This is a genomic window from Paraburkholderia unamae, from assembly GCF_003096875.1.
Classification (GTDB): Bacteria; Pseudomonadota; Gammaproteobacteria; order Burkholderiales; family Burkholderiaceae; genus Paraburkholderia; species Paraburkholderia unamae.
In genome coordinates, this window is record NZ_QEOB01000036.1 from 19,596 (window position 1) to 40,225 (window position 20,630).

Here is a 20,630-nt window from a genome sequence, read left to right on the forward strand (position 1 = left end):
GAAGCAACATGTGCGTGGTATGCGGGTGCAACAGCACCGGCGATCGGCAAAACGCCGCTCAGGGGCACGAGGGCGCGCAGGCGCACGGCCACTCCGGTTCTCATTCCCACGCCCGGCCGGGTGCAGCGGGCGCAGCGGTGGCTTCGGGAGCTTCGGGCGAGGACCTGCACTACGGCCTCGGGCCCGCGGGCGTGACGGTGCCCGGCCTCGACCAGGGGCGCACCATCAAGCTGGAGCAGGACGTGCTGGGCGAGAACAACCGCCATGCCGCCGCCAACCGGCAGCACTTCATGGCGCACGGCGTGCGTGCGCTCAATCTCGTGTCGAGCCCCGGCTCGGGGAAAACGACGCTGCTGTGCGCGTCGATCGCCGCGTTGCGCGAGCGGATGCCGGGCCTGCCCGTCGGCGTGATCGAGGGTGACCAGCAGACGGCGAACGACGCCGAGCGCATTCGCGCGGCCGGCGCGCCCGCGATCCAGGTGAACACGGGCAAGGGCTGCCATCTCGACGCGGCGATGGTGACGGCGGCCTTCGGGCGGCTGCCGCTGCACGACCATGCGCACGAGCACGAGCACGAGCACGAGCACGAGCACGAGCATGGCCATCACCACGAGCACGGTCACCACCATGACCACAAGCACGAACATGAACACGCGCCCGTCGCGACCAAAGCACCCAACACCCCGCGCAGCGTGCTGTTCATCGAGAACGTCGGCAATCTCGTTTGCCCCGCGCTGTGGGACCTCGGCGAAGAGGCGAAGGTCGCGATCCTCTCGGTGACGGAGGGCGAGGACAAGCCGCTCAAGTATCCCGACATGTTCGCCGCCGCGCGCCTCATGATCGTCAACAAGATCGACCTGCTGCCCTATGTGCAGTTCGACGTCGAGCAGTGCATCGCGTATGCGCGCCGAGTGAATCCGTCGCTCGAAGTGATCCGGCTTTCGGCCACGACCGGCGAAGGCCTCGATGCGTGGCTCGACTGGATCGCGCGGGCGCGCGACCCGATTGCCGAGCGCATCGGCGTGCTGGAGAGCGAGCTTGCGGCGCTGCGCGCGCAGCAGCGGCGCGCGGGAGGCGCCGCATGACGGCGCGTGTGCAGCATCTGCCGCATGCCCTCGGCGATCAGACGGTGCTCGCCACGGGCGCGTGGCTGAAGAACGCCGCGTGCGTGTGCCTGGGCGGCGAGGTGCACTGGTCGCCGCTGCACGGCGATCTCGACGACCCGGCGCACTGCGTGGCGCTCGATGCGTCGGTGGCCGCGCTCGTCGAGACCGCCGCGCGCGCGGGGCGGCCCGTGCGCGCGATCGCGCACGATCTGCATCCCGACTTCTACAGCACGCGCGTCGCGCTCGAATGGGGCGAGCGGCTCGGCGTGCCGACCGTCGCCGTCCAGCATCATCACGCGCACATCGGCGCGGTGGCGGCCGAGCACGGGCTGAACGAGCCCGTCGTCGGGCTTGCGCTCGATGGCGTGGGCCTGGGCACGGACGGCGCCGCGTGGGGCGGCGAACTGCTGGAAGTGGCGCCCGCCGGCTGGCGGCGCCTCGGCAGTCTCATGCCGCTTGCGCTGCCCGGCGGCGACGTCGCGGCGCGCGAGCCTTGGCGCATGGCCGCCGCCGCCTTGCACGCGCTCGGGCGCAGCGACGAAATCGAGCCGCGCCTTGCGGCCGCCGTGGGCGAGCGCGCCGCGCGCACGGTCGGCGTCATGCTCGCGCGCGGCCTCAATTGCCCGCCGAGCACCGGCGCGGGTCGCTGGTTCGACGCGGCGGCGGGACTGCTCGGCGTGTGCCTGCGCCAGCGCGCCGAAGCCGAGGCGGCCATCGCGCTCGAACGGCTCGCAAGCGGCTACCTCGTCGCGCACGAGGCTCCCGCCGTGGCGGGCCTGTGGCAAGTCGCGGACAACGGCGAGCTCGACCTGCGCGCGCTCCTCGCCGAGTTGCTGACGCTCGCGGACGCGGGCGAAGCCGCGCGCGGCGCGGCCGTTTTTCATCTTGCGCTGGCCGAGGCGCTCGCCCACTGGGCCGCGCACGCCTCGCAGGGGCGCGCCGTGCTGTTCGGCGGCGGCTGCTTTGCGAACCGGCTGCTCACCGCGCGCCTGCGCGAGTCGCTTGCGGCGCGCGACGTGCGCACCCTCATGCCCGAGACGGTGCCCTGCGGCGACGCAGGCCTGGCGCTCGGGCAGGCCTGGGTTGCCGCAAACGATCCGCAGGTGTTATCCCTGCCCACGACCGCACGAGGAGTCAGCGCATGTGCCTAGCCATTCCCGCACGGCTCATCGAATGGTCCGACGCCGAAACCGGTGTCGTCGATCTCGGGGGCGTGCGCAAGACGGTCTCGCTCGCGCTCGTGCCCGACGCGCGCCCAGGCGATTACGTGATCGTGCACGTCGGCTTCGCGCTGGGCGTGATCGACCCCGAAGAGGCCGAGCGCACGCTCGCGCTGTTCGGCGAGGTCGCCCAGTCGCTCGGCGAGGCGCATGACGCGTCCGTTACGCAACCCGGAGCCGCCCAATGAAATACGTCGACGAATTCCGCGACGGCGAAATCGCCGCACGCATTGCCGGGCGCATCGAGGCGGAGACGCAGACCGGGCGCCGCTACCACTTCATGGAGTTCTGCGGCGGTCATACGCACGCGATTTCCCGCTACGGCGTGGCCGATCTCCTGCCTGACAACGTGCGGATGATCCACGGTCCAGGCTGCCCGGTTTGCGTGCTGCCGATCGGGCGCATCGATCTGGCGATTCGCCTCGCGCTCGAACACGGCGTGATCCTCTGCACCTATGGCGACACGATGCGCGTGCCCGCCTCGGACGGCTTGTCCCTCCAGCGGGCCAAGGCGCGCGGCGCGGACATCCGCATGGTGTATTCGCCGCGCGACGCGCTGCGCATCGCACGCGAGCATCCGGAGCGCGAGGTCGTTTTTTTCGCGATCGGCTTCGAGACCACCACGCCGCCCACGGCGCTCGTCGTGCGCGAGGCGGCGGCGAGCGGCGCGGAGAACTTCAGCGTGCTGTGCTGCCATGTGCTCACGCCCGCCGCGATCACGCATCTGCTCGCCGCGCCGTCCGTCGACGCGAACGCGGTGCCGCTCGACGGCTTCGTCGGCCCCGCGCACGTGAGCATCGTGATCGGCTCCGCGCCTTATGAGGCCTTCGCGCAGGGGTATCGCAAGCCGGTCGTGATCGCCGGTTTCGAGCCGCTCGACGTGATGCAGGCGATCCTCATGCTCGTGCGCCAGGTCAACGACGGCCGCGCCGAAGTGGAGAACGAATTCGCGCGCGCCGTCACGCGCGCGGGCAATGCGGCCGCGCAGGCGCTCATGCAGGACGTGTTCGAAACGCGCGAGTCGTTCGAATGGCGAGGCCTCGGCGAGGTTCCGGCGAGCGCGCTGCGCATTCGCCCGAAGTACGCGCGCTACGACGCGGAAAGCCGCTACGAACTCGCCTACCGGCCCGTCGCCGATCATCGCAAGTGCGAGTGCGGGACGATCCTGCGCGGTCTCAAGCACCCGCGCGACTGCACGCTGTTCGGCACCGTCTGCACGCCCGAGAATCCCATGGGCTCGTGCATGGTGTCGAGCGAAGGCGCGTGCGCCGCGCACTACTCTTATGGTCGTTTCAAGGATATCCCGGTCGTCGCAGCATGAGCCCAGCCCAACCCTCTCCGGTCAAGCCCGCCTACGTGCGGCCCCTGAACTTTCGCGACGGCCGCATCGACATGGGCCACGGCGCGGGCGGGCGCGCGTCGGCGCAACTGATCCGCGAACTGTTCGTCGCGGCCTTCGATAACGAATGGCTGCGCCAGGGCAACGACCAGGCCGCGTTCGCGCCGCTCGCGCCCGGCCCCGGCGAGCGCATGGTGATGGCCACCGACGCGCACGTTGTCTCGCCGCTGTTCTTCCCGGGCGGCGACATCGGCAGCCTTTCCGTGCACGGCACCGTCAACGACGTCGCAATGGCGGGCGCGCGGCCTTCGTATCTCAGCGCGAGCTTCATCCTGGAAGAAGGCTTCCCGCTCGCGGACCTGCGCCGCATCGTCGAGTCGATGGCCGCGGCGTCGCGCGCGTGCGGCGTGCCGATCGTGACGGGCGACACCAAGGTCGTCGAGCGCGGCAAGGGCGACGGCGTGTTCATCACCACGACCGGCATCGGCGTCGTGCCCGCGGGCATTCATATCGACGGCTCGCAGGCGCGGCCCGGCGACGTCGTGCTGCTCTCGGGCACGATCGGCGAGCATGGCGTGGCGATCATGTCGCAACGCGAGGGCCTGGGCTTCGAAACCGAGATCCGCTCGGACAGCGCCGCGCTGCACACGCTCGTGGCGGACATGCTCGCCGTCGCGCCCGGTGTGCGCGTGCTGCGCGACCCGACTCGCGGCGGCCTTGCCACGACCCTCAACGAGATCGCCGGCCAGTCGGGCGTCGGCATGCGCATTCAGGAGCGCGCGATTCCCGTGCTGCCGCAAGTCGATGCGGCGTGTGAGCTGCTGGGCCTCGATCCGCTTTATGTCGCCAACGAAGGCAAGCTGGTCGCGATCTGCGCAAGCGACGACGCGCCGCCACTGCTCGAAGCCATGCGCGCGCATCCGTTGGGCGCGGCGGCGGCGCGCATCGGCGAAGTGGTCGAGGACGCGCACGGCTTCGTGCAGATCGAGACGAAATTCGGCGGCCGGCGCATTGCCGACTGGCTCTCGGGCGAACAACTGCCGCGGATCTGCTGATCCCGCTTGCTTCGATGGTGACGGTGGTGACGATAAGTATCGGGAGACTCAAGGTATGATTGCGGATCGTCCGCCCTCCAGTCGCGTTGCGCTCGCGGGGAGCCCTGAAAGACCGGTTCCCCACGGCTTCGATCAAGCAATGAGTTCGCCCGTCCCCGCCAGTCCCGCCACGCTCCCGCTGCGCCAGCCCGCCACCGTGCTTGTCGTCGACGACGAGCCGCGCTTGCAGGAGACGACCCGGCGCGTGCTGGACGACGAGTTCGAGGTGTTGACGGCGGGCTCCGCCGACGAGGCGCGCGCGATTCTCCAGGAGCGCGCTGTCTCCGTGATCCTGTGCGACCAGCGCATGCCGGGGCAGACGGGCGTCGAATTCCTGTGCGAGGTGCGCGAGACCTGGCCCGACGTCGTGCGCATCATCGTCTCGGGCTACACCGATTCGGAAGACATCGTCGCGGGCATCAACCGGGCGGGCATCCACCAGTTCATCCTCAAGCCCTGGTTGCCCGATCACCTGATCGAAACCGTGCGCCAGGCCGCCGAGGCCCAGTCGCTCCAGCACGACATGCGCCGCCTCGATCTGGAACTGCGCGGCAGCGTTCCGCTGTTGCGGCGGCGCAGCCACGAAAAGCTCGCGCGCGTGCAAAGCGAGTTCGGTTTCGATTCGATCGTGCGCTCGCCGGGCAGCCCGCTCGACCCGGTCTGCGTGCTCGCCGCGAAGCTCGCGCGCTACGACCTGTCGCTGCTCATTCTCGGCGAATCGGGCACGGGCAAGGAACTGCTCGCGCGCGCGATCCATTACGGGAGCCCGCGCGCGGCGGGGCCCTTCGTGGTCGAGAACTGCGCGGCCGTGGCCGACACGCTGCTCGAATCGGAACTGTTCGGCCACAAGCGCGGCGCGTTCACAGGCGCGTTCCAGGATCACACGGGCCTGTTCCAGCAGGCCAACGGCGGCACGATTTTTCTCGACGAGATCGGCGACATGTCGCTCTCGTTCCAGGTCAAGCTGCTGCGCGTGCTCCAGGAAGGCGAGGTGCGTCCCGTGGGTTCCACGCGTGCCGTGCCGGTGGACGTGCGCGTGATCGCCGCGACGCATCGCGACCTGGAACGCGAGGTCGAAGCGGGACGGTTTCGCGAGGACCTGTACTATCGGATTGCGACCGCGACGCTCTCGATGCCCCCGCTGCGCGAGCGCAGCGGCGACCTCGTGCCGATCGCGCAGAAGCTGCTTCAGGACATTGCCGGCCAGGTTCCGCAGCGCGGCGGACTGGCGTTCGCGGGCAACGCGCTGGCCGTGCTGCTCAGCTATCCGTGGCCGGGCAATATCCGCGAGCTGCGCAACGAAATCTACCGGGCGGTGGCGCTGAGCGACGACGACCTGATCCGCGCGGACGCGTTTTCGCCGAAGGTGCTGCGCGGGCAGCCCGCCACGCCGGGCGCCTCCGGCATGGTCATGCATGCGACGACCGGCACCCTGCAAGAACGACTCGACGCGATGGAGGCCATGTTGATCAAGGAAGCGCTGTTGCGGCACCGCTGGAACAGGACGCGTGTTGCCGCCGAACTGGGTCTCTCGCGCGCCGGGCTGCGGCAGAAGATGCAGCGCTTCGGGCTGGAGGAGCGCACATGAGCACGGCGGCAACGGGCGCGTTCAACGTGCTGTGGCTCCAGTCGGGCGGCTGCGGCGGCTGCAACATGTCGCTGCTGTGCGCCGATACGGTCGATTTCGCGGGTACGCTCGTGCGCGCGGGCATCCACGTGCTGTGGCATCCGTCGCTGTCGGTCGAAACGGGCGCCGAGGCGCAGACCATCCTCCAAGCCTGCCTTGACGGCGAGATCGAACTGCACGCGCTGTGCGTGGAAGGCGCGATGCTACGCGGTCCTAACGGTACGGGGCGCTTTCACGTGCTCGCGGGCACCGGGGTGCCGATGATCGACTGGGTTGAGCGGCTTGCGCAGGTCGCGCACTACACGGTGGCGATCGGCACGTGTGCGGCATTCGGCGGCATCAGCGCGGGCGGGGCGAATCACACCGAGGCGTGCGGCCTCCAGTTCGACGGCGAGCGGCCCGGCGGCCTGCTCGGGCAGGCTTACCGGTCGCGCCGCGGCCTACCGGTCGTCAACGTCGCGGGCTGCCCCACGCATCCCGAATGGGTGCTCGACACGCTCGCGAGCCTGTCGATGAACCTGCTCGATGCAACGGGGCTCGACGCGCTCAACCGGCCGCGCTTCTACGCCGACCAGCTCGTTCATCATGGTTGCACGCGCAACGAGTTCTACGAATACAAGGCGAGCGCCGAAAAGCCCTCCGACCTCGGCTGCATGATGGAGCACATGGGCTGCAAGGGCACGCAGGCGCACGCCGACTGCAATACGCGCTTGTGGAACGGCGACGGCTCGTGTACGCGCGGCGGCTACGCGTGCATCAACTGCACCGAGCCGGGCTTCGAGGAACCGGGGCACCCGTTCCATCAGACGCCGAAGATCGCGGGCATTCCGATCGGCTTGCCGAGCGACATGCCCAAGGCCTGGTTCGTCGCGCTGGCTTCGCTTTCGAAGGCCGCGACACCGAAGCGCGTGCGCGAGAATGCGACGGCGGATCACACGAAAGTGCCGCCCGCCGTGCGCTCTACCGTGCGCAAGTAGGCCCCATGTCCCGGCTCGTGATCGGTCCATTCAATCGTGTCGAAGGCGACCTCGAAGTGCGCCTCGATATCGCGCACGCGCGCGTGACGAGCGCTCACGTGAACGCCACGATGTATCGCGGCTTCGAACAGATTCTCGTGGGGCGGGAGCCGCTCGACGCGCTCGTCTACGTGCCGCGCATCTGCGGAATCTGCTCGGTGTCGCAAGGCGTCGCCGCCGCGCGCGCGCTCGCGAGTCTCGCGCACGTGAGCCCGACGCCAAACGGACTCATCGCGACGAATCTGATGCTGGCCGCCGAAAATCTCGCGGACCACTTGAGTCACTTCTACCTGTTTTTCATGCCGGATTTCACGCGGCCCGTGTATGAAGGGCGGCCGTGGCATGTGCAGGCGGTCGAGCGATTCACGCCGTATCGCGGCGAGCGCCATCGCGTGGCGCTCGCCGCGCGGCAACGCTGGCTGCGCCTGATCGGCACGCTCGGCGGCAAGTGGCCGCATACGGGTTCCATCCAGCCGGGCGGCAGCGCGCGGGCGATCGAGCACGGCGAGCGGTTGCGCCTGCTTGCCTGCATCGGCGAATTCAGGCAATTTCTCGAAGAGACGCTGTTCGCCGCGCCGCTCGAAGAAGTCGCGCAACTCGACAGCGAAGCCGCGCTCGACGCCTGGCGCACGCGCGCGCCGCAGCGGGGCGACTTGCGTTTCTTCCTCTCGATCGTCGCGGATCTCGGGCTCGACAGGCTCGGGCCGGGGCCGGGCTTGTACCTCTCGTACGGCGCCTATCCGCAACCGGACGGCACGCACGCGTTGAGTGGCGGCGTGTGGGACGCTCAAGCAAACCGGCTCGATGCGGTCGATCTGGCGGCCATCACCGAGGACGCCACGCACGCGTGGCTCGACGACGCGGGAGGCCCGCGCCATCCGTCCGTGGGCGTGACCGCGCCGCTGGCCGACAAGCCCGGCGCCTATACGTGGAACAAGGCGCCGCGCCTGAACGGCGCGGTACTGGAAACGGGGGCGATCGCGCGCCAGTTGACCGACCGGCATGCGCTGATCGCCGATGCGACCGCGCGTTGCGGCGGCACGGTGTACACGCGCGTGCTGGCGCGCCTGCTGGAACTCGCGCGCGTGGTGTCGATGATGGAGCAGTGGGTGAAGGCGCTTGCGCCGGGCGAGCCGTACTTCGCGCCATTCACGCTGCCGCACGAAGGCAGCGGCGTGGGGCTGAACGAAGCGGCGCGGGGCAGCCTCGGGCACTGGGTCGAAGTGAAGGGCGGCCGGATCTCGTGCTACCAGATCGTTGCGCCGACCTCGTGGAATTTCTCCCCGCGCGATGCGTCGGGGCGGCCCGGCGCGCTGGAGGCCGCGTTGGTCGACGCACCGGTGCAGCCGGGAGAAACGACGCCGGTCGCGGTCCAGCACATCGTGCGCTCGTTCGATCCGTGCATGGTCTGCACCGTGCACTGAGGCCGAGCGCAGCCGAAGCAGCAGCCGCCGAAGCCGTAGTTGCAGCGAAACCCTTACGAACGTCATGGCACGCAACCCATCCCATCGTCGCGATCGAACACCGAAGCGCCAGAACACGCCAGGCGAGGACGCGCTCAGCCGCGCCGTTGCCAGCGGTGACGCGCCGCTCGGGATCGAGGGGCTCGACGACGCGGCCTGGCTGGAAGTCATCCACAAGATGGACGAGGTGTACGCGCAACTCGTCGAAGACGAAATCGCGCTGGAAGAGAAGAACGCGCAACTGGAGCAATCGCAGCAGTTCATTCTCGGCCTGCTCTCGTCGATGTCGGACGTGCTGGCCGCCTGCAACGAGCGCGGCGAGATCGAGGAAACCAACGCCGCGCTGTGCGAGTTGCTCGGGCAGCCGGACAGCGTGTTGCGCGGCTCGCGTTTCGAGCACTGGCTGGCCGACGAAGCGAGCGCCGCCGCGCTGCGCGAAACGGTGCGCGCCGGGGCACCCATGCGCGACGCCGGAATCGAGCTGAATTTGCGCAGCCGCGACGGCGTGGCCGTGCCCGTGGATTTCAGTTGCACGCCGCGCGGCGGGCCGCGTGGGCGCCGTGTTGGCTATCTGCTGGTGGGGCGGCCGATGGGCGAGCTCAAGCGCGCGTACCGGCAGTTGCGCGAGGCGCACGAGGCGCTCAAGCAGGCGCAGCAGCAATTGCTGCACTCGGAGAAGATGGCCGCGCTCGGCCGGCTCGTGGCAGGTGTGGCGCACGAGCTGAACAATCCGATCAGTTTCGTGCTGGGCAACGTGCACGTGCTCAAGCGCTATGCCGAGCGCCTCACGCGCTTCGTGGACGCTTCCGCGCAACCGGCCACGCCCGCGGAGCGCGCCCGCTTGCGCGAGACGCTGCGCATCGATTCGATCCTGACCGACCTGCCTTCGCTGATCGACGGCACGATCGAAGGCGCGCAGCGCACGGCCGATATCGTGATCGCGCTGCGGCGATTTTCGGCGGTCGATCGCGAGGAGCGCGTGGCCGTGGACCTGAACGATGTCGTGGAGCGCGCGATTCAATGGATCCGCAAAGGCGCGGGCCCGGACTTCGATGTGCACTGGACACGCGGCGCGCCGATGCTCGTGCGGGGCAATCCCGGCCAGTTGCTCCAGGTGCTGATGAATCTGATCCAGAACGCCTGTGACGCGGCCACCGGCGCGCAGCGCGAGCGCCCGGAACTGTGGATCGAACTGGCCTGCCGCGAGGGCAAGGTGCGCGTGACGATACGCGACAACGGCCCCGGCATTGCCGACGAACATCTGCCCCACCTGTTCGAGCCGTTTTTCACGACCAAACCGCCGGGCCGTGGCACCGGACTCGGTTTGTCGATCAGCTATGGCATTGTCGAGCGCCACGAAGGCCGGCTGACGGCGCGCAATGCGTCCGATGGCGGCGCGGTGTTCACGGTCGAAATTCCGCAACTGAGCGCCGAGGCGTGAGCGGCCGCGTCGGCCTGCGCTTACGCAATGAAAGGTCGATACGGTATCAGCCGATCGATTGAGATTAATCGCGAAATAATCATTTTCCTCTTTTGAAAAAGAAGCCAATTTCTCTTTAAGAAGAGAAATGATGGACATATTTTTTCCGCGAATTATTTCGTTAAATATGCCTTTATAATTATGGCGGATATTGAAACGATGCAATGCGGGAATTCACATTTATTCTCCTCATCTCTATTGTTAGCATGATTGCTCATCGTTACCAAGCGAAGCGATGATGTTTTCCCCCGCTTAACCTCCTGCAACCTCGCACGGAGGTTTTTTTTCGCACCGTTTGCGGTATTTGCCGCGTTGTGGACCTTCGGCGCGGTGGCGAAAGAAGCGTCGATCCGGCTTTCGACATGCCGTCGATCAACCGGGGACTGGATGCAAAAGCAAAAAGAATGAGGAAGAAATTGAAAGAAGGAAGGCTTCGGCTTGGGGTGCTGTTTGCCGTATTGTTCGCGAGCACGACGTCTGCCTATGCGGACCAATGGGGTGTTCAATTCGCAGGCGGTGTGGCGGATCACAACGTTCGTAAAGCCGATCTCGGTATTGTTTGGGACCCGGGACTGAGCTGGTGGGAAATTGGCGGCTATCATTTCACCGTGGTGGGTGAAGCGCATGCCGCCTACTGGGATATTCAGGAAAAACCGGGCTCGCATCCGAACCTTTGGGAATTCGGGCTCACGCCGGTGTTTCGCTTTATCAAGAGTTCCGGTTATGTCCGGCCTTTCGTCGAAGCCGGGGTGGGCGTGCGACTGCTGACTCACGTGGATGAAACGCCGGATCGTAGCTTCTCGTCTTCGTTTCAGTTCGCCGACATGGTGGGCGTGGGCGCGCAGTTCGGCGCGCACCAGAACTACCAGGCCGGCTTTCGCTTTCAGCATTTGTCGAACGCGGGTTTGAAACACCCCAACCCAGGCATCAACTTCAGTCAGGTCTATCTTCAGTACAACTTCTGATTGTGTTGTCGTGGAGACCCGATGCCGGAGTGCCGCCGAAGCCGTTAGAAGCGGGTGCGCAACCCGGCCGTCGCCACCACCTGATTCGCGGTGGAGGATGCACCGCCCGACGTGTTGATGAACGCGACGTACTGCTTGCCGCTCACGTGCTGGTACATGGCTTCGGCGTAGACATCGGTTCGCTTCGAAAGCGAGTAGATCGCCTGTGCGTTGACCTGATTCCACTTCGGGTCGGCGCCATAGGTCGTGCTGCCGGTCACATGGCCGTCCGTGTAGGCGTACGCGATGCCGAGCTTCAGCGCCGGGGTCACCGTATAGCGGCCGTTCAGTTCGAAGTTGTCGAAGCGCACTGTGCCGTTCGCCGATCCGAACGACTTCGTGCCCTGGTACTGGCTATGGGAATACACGAAACCGAGCACGGCCGGACCCACCGTGTAGTTGATGCCGGCGGCGGCCACGCGCTGCACGTCGGCGCCGAGCAGGAATCCGGCCGTGCCGTTGGCCGTGGACTCCGCCGTGTCGATCGCGCCGGTCGTGTTCGTGCTGTTCGAGCCGTTGATCTGGAGATAGCTGGCCGCCACTTTCAGCGGTCCGTTGCCGTAGCTCGCGCCCACGCTGTATGCGCGGTTTGCGCTGAAGTCGGTGCTGTTCGAGAAGGCATACAGGCCGCCGAACTTGAAGCCGCCGATATTCGGGCTATTGAATTTGACGGCGTTGTTGATGCGGACCGAGTAGTCGAGATTGTCGTTGTCGAACGGATGGGAAAAGCCGGTCTTGCCGAACGTCGACGCCACTTCGGACAAGGGCGCGACGAAATCGACGCCCGAGTCGTACTGGCGGCCAAGTGTGAACGTCCCGTAGCGGGCGCTATCGAGGCCCACATAAGACTGCCGCCCGAAAAAGCGGTTGTTTTGCCCCATCTTGCCGTTCTGCACGTTGAAGCCGCTTTCCAGCACGAAGACCGCGTGCAGGCCGCCGCCAAGATCCTCGCTGCCGCGCACGCCGAACTGGCTGCCGTTGATGTTGCCGCTCGTGGCCTGGACGAGCGAGCCCGCGCTCGTTCCTTTTTTCACGTTGTTCGTGTACATGAGACCGGCGTCGATCAGGCCGTACAGCGTGACGGAATTTTGCGCGTGGGCGAGTGGCGCAAGCAGGCTGGTTGTGACCGCCGCGCCCAGGAGAAACTTCTTGGACAAGGTTGACTCCGGGAAAAATGAGGGCACCGCGAGGTGTGCGAAAGGGAAGGGCGATCATAGGAGCGGGTGGATTTCACGCGAAGCGATCTCTTGTCATATGGAAATCGATGGCGCTGCTTTCGGGATCGAAGACGAGGGATGAATCGGCTATTGACTTAGCAATGCGAAATAAAATTAAGCAGGGATGCGAGGAGACGCGAAAGCCTTGTCGCACGGCGCTTTTCGGCACGCCAACAGTTCACTGAAGGGGCGAGGAAATCATGCCGGCACTCAGGCTTGCGGACGCACCGCAGCGGGCCGCCGAAAATCGATTCCTCAGTGATCTGGAAGAGTCTCTTCCAGTTTTCGGCTGAAAGGCGTTGCGTGGAGCGTGCATTGGCTGTGCTGGCCGCCCGCTTGCCCTATATCACCACGCAACGCGACCGACTAGCCATCGCGCGAATAAATGTCCCTTCTCGATTGCGTGCTAATGCAAGGGGCGATTCCGGACGTTAGTGATACCAGTGATTTGCGTAGCTCACATGCGAGCGCGTCACTGATCCTCCGTTCCGGTTACTGTCACTATGATTAAAAATATTAGTATTCGCGCCCGCCTTGGCCTCGCCATGGGCTTTCTCGCGGCCCTGCTGGTGATCGGCGGCCTCATGGGCGTGGTGGGCGTCTTGATGAGCAACCGCGACGTAAAGGAGTTGTACGCGAACCGCCTCGCCTCTTCGCAGGCTTTGGGCCAGTCGAACGTCGCGCTTTCCAGGGCGCGTTTGTGGCTGTATCGCATCGCGCTCGATCCGGCGGGGCCGGAAGTCGAACAGGAAACGCAGACCGCGCACGATCTGCTCGATGCCTCGAAGACAGCGTGGAACGCCTATCGTGCGCTGCCGTTCTCGGGTCCGGAGGAAGCGCGGCGCGCGGCCGACGTGAACGGCAAGTACGACGCGCTCGTCGCCAACGGCCTTGACCAGATGTTCAGCGCGATCGCCACCCACGACGCCGCGAAGATTCCCCAGGTATGGCGCAGCCTGCCTCCCGCGCTCTTTATCGACGTGTCCGACGGGATGGATTCGCTGGGCGAGATCCAGGTCACGGCCGCGCGCGCCCTGTTCGACAGCGCGCAGGCGCGATTTCGCTGGTTCGTCTGGGTCGCCGCTTTGGGTATCGCGATTGCGCTGGCCGCTGCCGTTTTCGCATGGTGGTCGCTGCAACGGGCCGTCGGTCTGCCGCTCGCTCGCGCGCTCGACCACTTCAAGGCAATTGCGGACGGCGACTTGACGAGCGCTGTCGAAGTCCATTCGGACGACGAAATGGGGCAGTTGATGTCGGGCCTCGACGCGATGCAAGGCAAACTCGTGCGGACCATTGGCGTCGTGCGCAAAACACCGCAGTCGATCAAAGTCACCACGCAGGAAATCTCGGCCAGCAATCTCGACCTGTCACAACGCACGGAAGAACAGGCGGCGTCGCTCGAACAAACCGCGGCATCCATGGATGAGCTCACCTCGACCGTGCGCCAGAATGCCGAGAACGCGAAGCAGGCGAACGAGGTGGTGCGCAACACGACGCAACTCACCGAGCGGGGCAATCGGGCGACGCAGGATGTCGTGCAAACGATGCGGGGCCTGTCCGATTCGTCGGGCAAGATCGCTGAAATCATCGGCGCTATCGAAGGTATCGCTTTTCAGACCAACATTCTCTCGCTGAACGCGGCAGTTGAAGCGGCTCGCGCGGGCGAACAGGGCCGCGGCTTCGCCGTGGTAGCCGGCGAAGTGCGCTCGCTCGCGCAACGCAGCGCGACAGCGTCAAGAGAGATCAAGGGCCTCATTACCGACTCGCTCAAACGCGTCGAAGCGGGCGCGAGGCAAGCGGACAGTGCGATCGCCACCATGGAAGCGATTCTGGATTCGATCAGGAAAGCCAGCGCCTTGATGAGCGAGATTGCCAGCGCGTCGGAAGCGCAATCGAAGGATATCGAGCAGGTCAATCGGGCCGTTTCGGAAATGGACCACGTGACGCAGCAAAATGCCGCGCTGGTTGAACAGGCCTCGGCGGCGGCGCTTTCGATGAAGGAACAGGCGGGGCAACTGGACAACGCGGTTTCGGTATTCGTCGTAGGGAAGCATTGAATATCCGATGGGTCGATCGTTGTTGATTCTGGAAAAGGCTATTCCAGATCGGCCCATATAAGCCGAAAATACGACGCACTATGCTCCCGCCACTGATCGCAATCGGTCCGCAATCAGTCCGCAATTAATCGAATTGGCAAGCTCGTCGAGTTGCCGGAAAAAGTCCGTCCGGGGAGGCAAATCTAATGAAAAAAGTCGCGATTTTCGGCGCCATTGGCGCATTTTCCGCTGTAACGGCAACGTCGGCGTTCGCGCAGAGTTCCGTCACCTTATATGGACTCGTCGATACGGCAATCCGTTATCAGACGAATGCCGCGCCGGATGGCAAGGACCTGATCGGCATGACGGTTGGTCCGGAAACGCATAGCCGCTGGGGCCTGCGCGGCAGCGAAGATCTGGGCGGCGGTCTTTCCGCGATCTTCCGCCTCGAAAACGGCTTCGAACTCGGCGACGGGAAACTGCATGTGCCGAACACGTTGTTCAGCCGCCAGGCGTATGTTGGTCTTTCGAGCAGCCAGTTCGGCTCGGTCACGTTCGGCAACCAGTACGCACCGATGTACGACACGATGGGCGATATCTTCGACCCGATGGAGGTCGGCGACTACTGGCAAGACAGCTGGATGTACAACGGGATCGGCAATTACCTGACCGTGCCTAACTCGGTCAAGTACAAGTTCTCGTCCAACGGCCTGAGCGTCAACGCAATCTATGGCTTCGGCAACCATGCGGGGGCAATGGGCCTCGACAGCACGTATGGCGTGGAATTGACGTATGAGCACGGACCGGCGTCGATCAACACGGGCTATCAGCAGACTTCCGTTTCGTCCGTGAACGGCAGCTCGGTCAATGGCGCGAAGGTCAGCTTCCTGCACGTGAGCGGCGCGTATCAGATCACGCCGAGCGTCCGCCTGCTGGCGGGCTGGCTGCATGGTCAGGACCAGACCGGCACGACCGACTTCAACATGCAGCAATCCGGTGCGCCGACCCTGCACGGCGGCAGCCCGAACCGCATTGACGACACGTTCTACGTGGGCGGCAACTGGCAGGCCACCACCCCGTTGCTGATTACCGTGGCGGGCTACTATGGCCACACGCGCAATGCCGAAATGCTCGACGGCTCGCTTGGCCGCGGCATCAACTATTCGGCCACGGTGCTTGCCGAGTATTCGTTCTCGAAGCACACCGAGGTATACGGCACCGCGGACTTCGCGCGCGGCAACGGCGCCTTCGCCGCCGACTACCCCGGCGTGACCAACACGGCGACCGGCGCTGTCGACCGGGTCGGCCGCACCAACAATGTCGGTGTGGCGATCGGCATGCGGCAGATGTTCTGATTTTCGCGCGGCACTCACACCAATGCCGCATCGCGCGAACGCAGCCACAGCGTGAGCGCTTCGTGCGGCATTGGCTTCGCGTAGAGAAAGCCCTGCAATTCATCGCAGCCGATGCGGCGCAACGCGTTGGCTTCGTGTTCGTGCTCGACGCCTTCCGCCACCACCCGCAGGCCGAGTTCGTGGCCGAGTTCGACGATCGCGCGAATCACGGCGAGATCGGAAGGCTCGTTGAGCCGCCCGTGCACGAACGCGCGATCGATCTTGAGCCGGTCGAGCGGGTAGCGGTGCAGATAGCTGAGACTCGAATACCCCGTGCCGAAATCGTCGAGCGAGAGCTTGACGCCCAACGCGCGGATCTTCTTGATGGCGTCGAGATAGTGACCGACGCTTTCCATCAGCACGGTTTCCGTGATTTCGAGTTCGAGCCGGTCCGGTTCCACGCCATGCGCTTCGAGCGTATCGCGTAGATGGGTGACGAGCCGTTCGTCGTCGCGCAACTGGATGGCCGAGAGATTGATCGACACGCGCATGTCGGGCAAACCGGCTTCGCGCCAGCGCGCGATCTGGCGGCACGCTTCCTCGATCACCCACGCGCCGATCGGCAGGATCAGCCGGGTTTCCTCGGCGATGGGAATGAACTCCGACGGCTGCACGAGGCCGAGATCGGGATGTTGCCAGCGCAACAAAGCCTCGACGCTCATCAGTTCGCCAGTCGATGCATCCACGCAAGGCTGGTACGCAAGCCACAGTTCATTGCGCTCGACAGCCGTGCGCAAGCGCGCTTCGATTTCAAGGCGATGACGCGTGCTTTCGGCCATGTCGGGCGAGAAGAACTTCACGAGATTTCGGCCGCTCGACTTCGCGCGGTACATGGCGGCGTCGGCGTTTTGCATCAGCGCTTCGATCGTCGTGCCGTCTTCGGGATACAGGGAAATGCCGATGCTGCACGCGACCTGCAAGGTCATGCCGCCGATCGAGTGGGGCTCGCGCATGAGCGGCAGCAGCCGTTCTTCGATGAGCCGTGCCACGTCGGCGCTGCCGCCCGCGCCGGAGAGCAGCACCGTGAATTCGTCGCCGCCGAGCCGGCTCACGGTGTCGCCCGCCCGCACCGATTGCAGCAGGCGCCGCGACACCGAGCGCAAGAGGCCGTCGCCCGCGTGGTGGCCGAGCGTATCGTTGATGTCCTTGAAGCGGTCGAGGTCGATGAACAGCACGGCCACGCGGCCGCTTGTCTGGCGCGCGTGGTCGATGGCCGCGCCCACGCGTTTGGTGAAGAGCGCGCGATTGGGCAGCTCCGTGAGCACGTCGTGTTCGGCGAGAAACTGGATGCGCGCCTCGCTCTTCTTGCGGTCGGTGATGTCGATGAGCGTGCAGATATAGTGCGAGACGCTCGCGCGTTTGTCGCGCACGGCGCTGATCATGAGCCACGCGGGATAGTCGCCGCCCGCGCGACGGCGCACCACGGCTTCGCCGTTCCAGACGCTCGAAATGTCGACGAGGGCGGTCAGTTGCGGCATCAACGGTTCGCCGTTCGGCGAGGCCAGCACGAAATCGGGCAGCGTGCCGCACACGTCTTCGGCGCGATAGCCCGTGGCGCGATAGAACGAGGCGTTCGCGGTGAGCAGGCGCCGGTTGCCGTCGAGAATCAGGATCGCCTCCGACGAAGCCTCGAACACCTTCGCCCATAGTTCGAGCCGCTGCTCCATGAGCTTGATCTGGTTGATCGGCGTGAAAGCGGTCAACACGGCGTCGCGCCCCTGAAACGTGAGGTGGCGCGCCGAGAGCATGGCCCATGTGGGTTCTTCGCTGCCCATCCAGCGCACTTCGAACTCGTCCACGGCGTCGCGATCGGAAAGCTGCTGGAAAAAGCGCGCACGCACCGCGGAATCGAGGCCCAACGCCCACGGGTCGGACGTGCAGCCGTTGAGCCAGTAAAGGGCGGGGCGGTTCGCGTGCAGCACCTCATGGCCCGGCACGGCCGTGACCATCATCGGCACCGGCGTCGCTTCGACGAGCGCATGCTGCGCCTGCGAGGCGCGCGCCGTGGCCGCGAGTTCCTTTTGCACGTCGCGCTCGCGATCGAGCTGCACGAGCATGTCGTTGAAGCCGAGCACAAGCTGGCCGATCTCGTCCTGACTGCGCCAGGTGGCGCGCACGCCGTGGTCGCCCGTGCGGCGCACGGTGTCCATCACGCGCGCGAGCTCGCGCAGCGGCCGCGAGATCTGCTGCGCGACGAGATAGACCATCGACAAAATCCCGCACAGCAGAAAGAGCGCGGTGCCCAGATGGAGCCACATGCGCGAGAAGAGGCCGCGTACGCGCGCGTGGAGCAGCGTGTCGAGCTCGGCTCCCGTGGCGCGCCATGCCTCGCCCACGCGCGCGACGAGCGCCTCGTGCGCGGCCTGCGCGGCCGCGCGGCTCGCGGCGTTGCCGCCGGACTGCGCGACCACCGTGCGCGCCGCCTCGCGATATGCCTCTAGCGCGTCGAGCAGATTCGCGACCGGCGTGGCGAGCGCGCGCTTCACGTCCTTGTTGGCGGCGGCCGCTTCGGCGAAATCCGAGCGCAAGCCTTGCGCGACGGCGTCGAGCTGGCCTTCGAGCACGAGATAGCGCGTGCTCAGATCGCGGCGCGCGGGTGCACTGTCCGCGCCGATGCCGCCTTCGCGCAAACGCTGGCCGATGCCGTTCGCGGCGTCGAGCAGCGCCGGATAGCGCAGGATCGACAGCGACATCGAGTAATAGCTGTCCAGATCGGGGTCGAGGATCAGGTTGGACTGATTGCCCACACGCGTGATGAGTTCGCGGCACGCGTCGAGCGCCGCGCGCACGACCTCGGGCGCGGGCGCGGGCGCGGGCGGGTGCTCTGCGTGTGCGCCAACTGCGAGCGCGCCCAGCGCACCACGCGCGCGCGCGTTCAGCTCGCTGCTCTCCAGGTTCGCGCCATATTGCGCTTCGGCGCTCGCGAGCGCGGCCGTCAGGCGGGCGACCCGCTGCGTGTCGACGTGACCGTCGGCGCCGCTTTGGGCGACGTCGATCAGCACGTCTCTCAACGTGCCGAGATACGCATTGCCGATGATCTCCTTCTGCGAGAAGTCGATCGAAATATATTTTTCGTGAATCAGGATGCCGCTGATATACACCACCGCACTCAAATCGAGCAGATAGATCAGCAGCAGCTTGCGCCCGACACGCAAGCGTCCAAGCAAGCGAAGAAACGGATTGTGTTTCATCGGACGCGCCAAAACGACACCGGAAATTGCGCCATATTCATGACCGAACAAACGACGCGCCTGAGAGCAAGCGGCTCACGCCGGAGCGCGCTTGACTCTTGCGTAACGGCAATAGATTACGGCAACTTTAATATGCCAAAATCAATTCACTGTGTTGATGCGCGCTCGCTTCGGTGTGGTGCGTGGGTGCACCAAATTTGGGGGAATTACGGGGTGGTTGCATGCGCAACCCATAACCGTCGTTCGCACTCCTTTGCGGCCACGACGGCTTTTGGGCTTGAACGGACGCTCGCCGCGTTGCGTTAGCAGGCCAGGCGTGCCGGAGAATCTTCCCCGCTTCGAGTTGTGCGTGATCGTGCCGGCGTAGCCTTCGACTCAGGTCACGTGAAGCGCCAGCGCCTGTCGACTGGCACCGGGCGGTTGGCCGGTGATGCGCTTGAAAGCACGGCTGAACGCGGCTTGAGACCTATAGCCCAGGCGTTGCGCTACGGCTTCAATCGGCAGCCTGTCCTGGGTAAGCCACTGACTTGCCAGGTGCATTCGCAATGCTGTGGCGTAGCGCAACGGCGGCATGCCAACCGTGGCCTGGAAGCGTTCCGCGAAAACGGAACGGGAGGTATGGCACTGCGCTGCCAGCTCCGCCACGGTCCAGTCGCGTCCCGGCTGTCTGTGCAAGGCGAGGATGGCGCGTGCCAGTCGGGGATCCCGCAAGGCTGCGACGAGGCCAGATGCGTCGTCGCAGCCGCACTCCACCCAGCCGCGCACGATCATGGCGGCGACCACGTCCGCGAGGCGAGCGAGGATACCTGCGAAACCGATCCGCCCGGAGCAAATCTCGCGCTTCATCGAAGCGAGGATCGGCATGAGGCCAGGATAGCGCGGCTCGGTGGCATCCACCACCATGAGGTCGGGCATCAAGGGCGCGAGACCCTGCATGCCGCCAAGATCAAACTCCATGCATCCGTAAAAGAGAATGGCGCTGGGGATGACGCTGGTGCTGGGGCAGGTATCCACGCCGCTTACCGCGTCGCCGAGCGGGGCCACGTCGAAACTGTCGATGTCCTGGGCAGGCGTTTGCGGGCTCGACAAAAGTTGATGGCTAACGCCTTGTGGCACGAACACGGCATTCCCGGCCGACACTTCATGCAAGGTACCGTCGCTCGTGCGCAGGACGGCGGAGCCAACGGCCAGGTAGTGGAAGTAGGCGTGTCCGGGCCTCGCATCGAAGTGCAGGCCGAAAGTCGGCCCGGTCTGGATGCGGCGGTACTGGACGCCTCGCAGGCGCATTCCGGTCAGCAGTTCGCTGATGAGGTCGGAAGACAGCGCAAACGGGTCTGTCGAATTCATTTCAGGCGTTTCGATCAAAAATCCCAGACTCTCAATCATAGATCATCCTGGATCGCGAGCCTAGACTTCGGGTCGGCAATCGTTTTCGAGGGATAT

At 65.6% G+C, this 20,630-nt stretch carries 15 protein-coding genes; 12 read left to right on the top strand and 3 right to left on the bottom strand.

Annotated features, from left to right (window positions below):
• Positions 1 to 8 precede the first annotated feature (8 nt).
• From hypB to C7402_RS41805, 10 genes are all read left to right on the top strand, one after another.
• On the top strand, positions 9 to 1,085 hold the full coding sequence (hypB, locus tag C7402_RS41760) for a hydrogenase nickel incorporation protein HypB (RefSeq protein WP_116614730.1): 1,077 nt from the start codon (positions 9 to 11) through the stop codon (positions 1,083 to 1,085).
• Complete coding sequence (locus tag C7402_RS41765; RefSeq protein WP_116614731.1) at positions 1,082 to 2,257, top strand: Kae1-like domain-containing protein; 1,176 nt, start codon at positions 1,082 to 1,084, stop codon at positions 2,255 to 2,257. The genes hypB and C7402_RS41765 overlap by 4 nt, the downstream gene beginning before the upstream one ends.
• A complete protein-coding gene (locus C7402_RS41770; RefSeq protein ID WP_116614732.1) occupies positions 2,248 to 2,514 on the top strand; it encodes a HypC/HybG/HupF family hydrogenase formation chaperone in 267 nt (88 codons plus the stop codon). Before C7402_RS41765 ends, C7402_RS41770 begins: the two co-directional genes overlap by 10 nt.
• Complete coding sequence (gene hypD / locus C7402_RS41775; protein ID WP_116614733.1) at positions 2,511 to 3,647, top strand: hydrogenase formation protein HypD; 1,137 nt, start codon at positions 2,511 to 2,513, stop codon at positions 3,645 to 3,647. Before C7402_RS41770 ends, hypD begins: the two co-directional genes overlap by 4 nt.
• A complete protein-coding gene (gene hypE / locus C7402_RS41780) occupies positions 3,644 to 4,720 on the top strand; it encodes a hydrogenase expression/formation protein HypE (protein WP_116614734.1) in 1,077 nt (358 codons plus the stop codon). Before hypD ends, hypE begins: the two co-directional genes overlap by 4 nt.
• A 139-nt stretch (positions 4,721 to 4,859) precedes the next feature.
• Complete coding sequence (locus tag C7402_RS41785; protein ID WP_116614735.1) at positions 4,860 to 6,347, top strand: sigma-54-dependent transcriptional regulator; 1,488 nt, start codon at positions 4,860 to 4,862, stop codon at positions 6,345 to 6,347.
• Positions 6,344 to 7,363 carry an NADH-quinone oxidoreductase subunit B family protein gene (locus C7402_RS41790; protein WP_116614736.1) on the top strand — a complete coding sequence of 340 codons (1,020 nt, stop codon included), beginning with the start codon at positions 6,344 to 6,346 and terminating at the stop codon, positions 7,361 to 7,363. The genes C7402_RS41785 and C7402_RS41790 overlap by 4 nt, the downstream gene beginning before the upstream one ends.
• A gap of 5 nt (positions 7,364 to 7,368) precedes the next feature.
• Positions 7,369 to 8,826 (top strand): nickel-dependent hydrogenase large subunit, encoded by a 1,458-nt coding sequence (locus tag C7402_RS41795; protein WP_116614737.1) that lies wholly within the window; start codon positions 7,369 to 7,371, stop codon positions 8,824 to 8,826.
• 64 nt (positions 8,827 to 8,890) lie between these two features.
• A complete protein-coding gene (locus tag C7402_RS41800; RefSeq protein WP_112171517.1) occupies positions 8,891 to 10,306 on the top strand; it encodes a sensor histidine kinase in 1,416 nt (471 codons plus the stop codon).
• A 443-nt stretch (positions 10,307 to 10,749) separates the two neighbouring features.
• Positions 10,750 to 11,310 carry an acyloxyacyl hydrolase gene (locus C7402_RS41805; RefSeq protein ID WP_116614738.1) on the top strand — a complete coding sequence of 187 codons (561 nt, stop codon included), beginning with the start codon at positions 10,750 to 10,752 and terminating at the stop codon, positions 11,308 to 11,310.
• Between the two features lie 44 nt (positions 11,311 to 11,354).
• Here the strand turns inward: C7402_RS41805 and C7402_RS41810 are convergent, their stop codons facing one another.
• On the bottom strand, positions 11,355 to 12,506 hold the full coding sequence (locus C7402_RS41810) for a porin (RefSeq protein WP_112171519.1): 1,152 nt from the start codon (positions 12,504 to 12,506) through the stop codon (positions 11,355 to 11,357).
• Positions 12,507 to 13,069: 563 nt separating this feature from the next.
• Here C7402_RS41810 and C7402_RS48115 point away from each other — a divergent pair.
• Both C7402_RS48115 and C7402_RS41820 read left to right on the top strand, forming a co-directional pair.
• Complete coding sequence (locus C7402_RS48115) at positions 13,070 to 14,623, top strand: methyl-accepting chemotaxis protein (protein ID WP_116614739.1); 1,554 nt, start codon at positions 13,070 to 13,072, stop codon at positions 14,621 to 14,623.
• A gap of 185 nt (positions 14,624 to 14,808) precedes the next feature.
• Positions 14,809 to 15,957, top strand: coding sequence for a porin (locus tag C7402_RS41820; protein WP_112171521.1), 1,149 nt, complete (start codon positions 14,809 to 14,811; stop codon positions 15,955 to 15,957).
• 14 nt (positions 15,958 to 15,971) lie between these two features.
• On the opposite strand, the gene C7402_RS41825 is transcribed toward C7402_RS41820, so the two are convergent.
• Both C7402_RS41825 and C7402_RS41830 read right to left on the bottom strand, forming a co-directional pair.
• On the bottom strand, positions 15,972 to 19,187 hold the full coding sequence (locus C7402_RS41825) for an EAL domain-containing protein (protein WP_116614770.1): 3,216 nt from the start codon (positions 19,185 to 19,187) through the stop codon (positions 15,972 to 15,974).
• 375 nt (positions 19,188 to 19,562) lie between these two features.
• The gene (locus C7402_RS41830) at positions 19,563 to 20,573 is read right to left on the bottom strand and encodes an AraC family transcriptional regulator (RefSeq protein WP_116614740.1); all 1,011 of its coding nucleotides are present in this window, start codon (positions 20,571 to 20,573) and stop codon (positions 19,563 to 19,565) included.
• Positions 20,574 to 20,630 lie beyond the last annotated feature (57 nt).

Excerpts from the sequence above, each read along its gene's own strand:
- hypB (WP_116614730.1), top strand. The coding sequence starts at position 9 with ATGTGCGTGGTATGCGGGTGCAACAGCACCGGCGATCGGCAAAACGCC.
- C7402_RS41790 (WP_116614736.1), top strand. The coding sequence starts at position 6,344 with ATGAGCACGGCGGCAACGGGCGCGTTCAACGTGCTGTGGCTCCAGTCG.
- C7402_RS41820 (WP_112171521.1), top strand. The coding sequence starts at position 14,809 with ATGAAAAAAGTCGCGATTTTCGGCGCCATTGGCGCATTTTCCGCTGTA.
- hypE (WP_116614734.1), top strand. The coding sequence starts at position 3,644 with ATGAGCCCAGCCCAACCCTCTCCGGTCAAGCCCGCCTACGTGCGGCCC.
- hypD (WP_116614733.1), top strand. The coding sequence starts at position 2,511 with ATGAAATACGTCGACGAATTCCGCGACGGCGAAATCGCCGCACGCATT.
- C7402_RS41795 (WP_116614737.1), top strand. The coding sequence starts at position 7,369 with ATGTCCCGGCTCGTGATCGGTCCATTCAATCGTGTCGAAGGCGACCTC.
- C7402_RS41770 (WP_116614732.1), top strand. The coding sequence starts at position 2,248 with ATGTGCCTAGCCATTCCCGCACGGCTCATCGAATGGTCCGACGCCGAA.
- C7402_RS41805 (WP_116614738.1), top strand. The coding sequence starts at position 10,750 with ATGAGGAAGAAATTGAAAGAAGGAAGGCTTCGGCTTGGGGTGCTGTTT.
- C7402_RS41785 (WP_116614735.1), top strand. The coding sequence starts at position 4,860 with ATGAGTTCGCCCGTCCCCGCCAGTCCCGCCACGCTCCCGCTGCGCCAG.
- C7402_RS48115 (WP_116614739.1), top strand. The coding sequence starts at position 13,070 with ATGATTAAAAATATTAGTATTCGCGCCCGCCTTGGCCTCGCCATGGGC.
- C7402_RS41830 (WP_116614740.1), bottom strand. The coding sequence starts at position 20,573 with ATGATTGAGAGTCTGGGATTTTTGATCGAAACGCCTGAAATGAATTCG.
- C7402_RS41765 (WP_116614731.1), top strand. The coding sequence starts at position 1,082 with ATGACGGCGCGTGTGCAGCATCTGCCGCATGCCCTCGGCGATCAGACG.
- C7402_RS41800 (WP_112171517.1), top strand. The coding sequence starts at position 8,891 with ATGGCACGCAACCCATCCCATCGTCGCGATCGAACACCGAAGCGCCAG.
- C7402_RS41825 (WP_116614770.1), bottom strand. The coding sequence starts at position 19,187 with ATGAAACACAATCCGTTTCTTCGCTTGCTTGGACGCTTGCGTGTCGGG.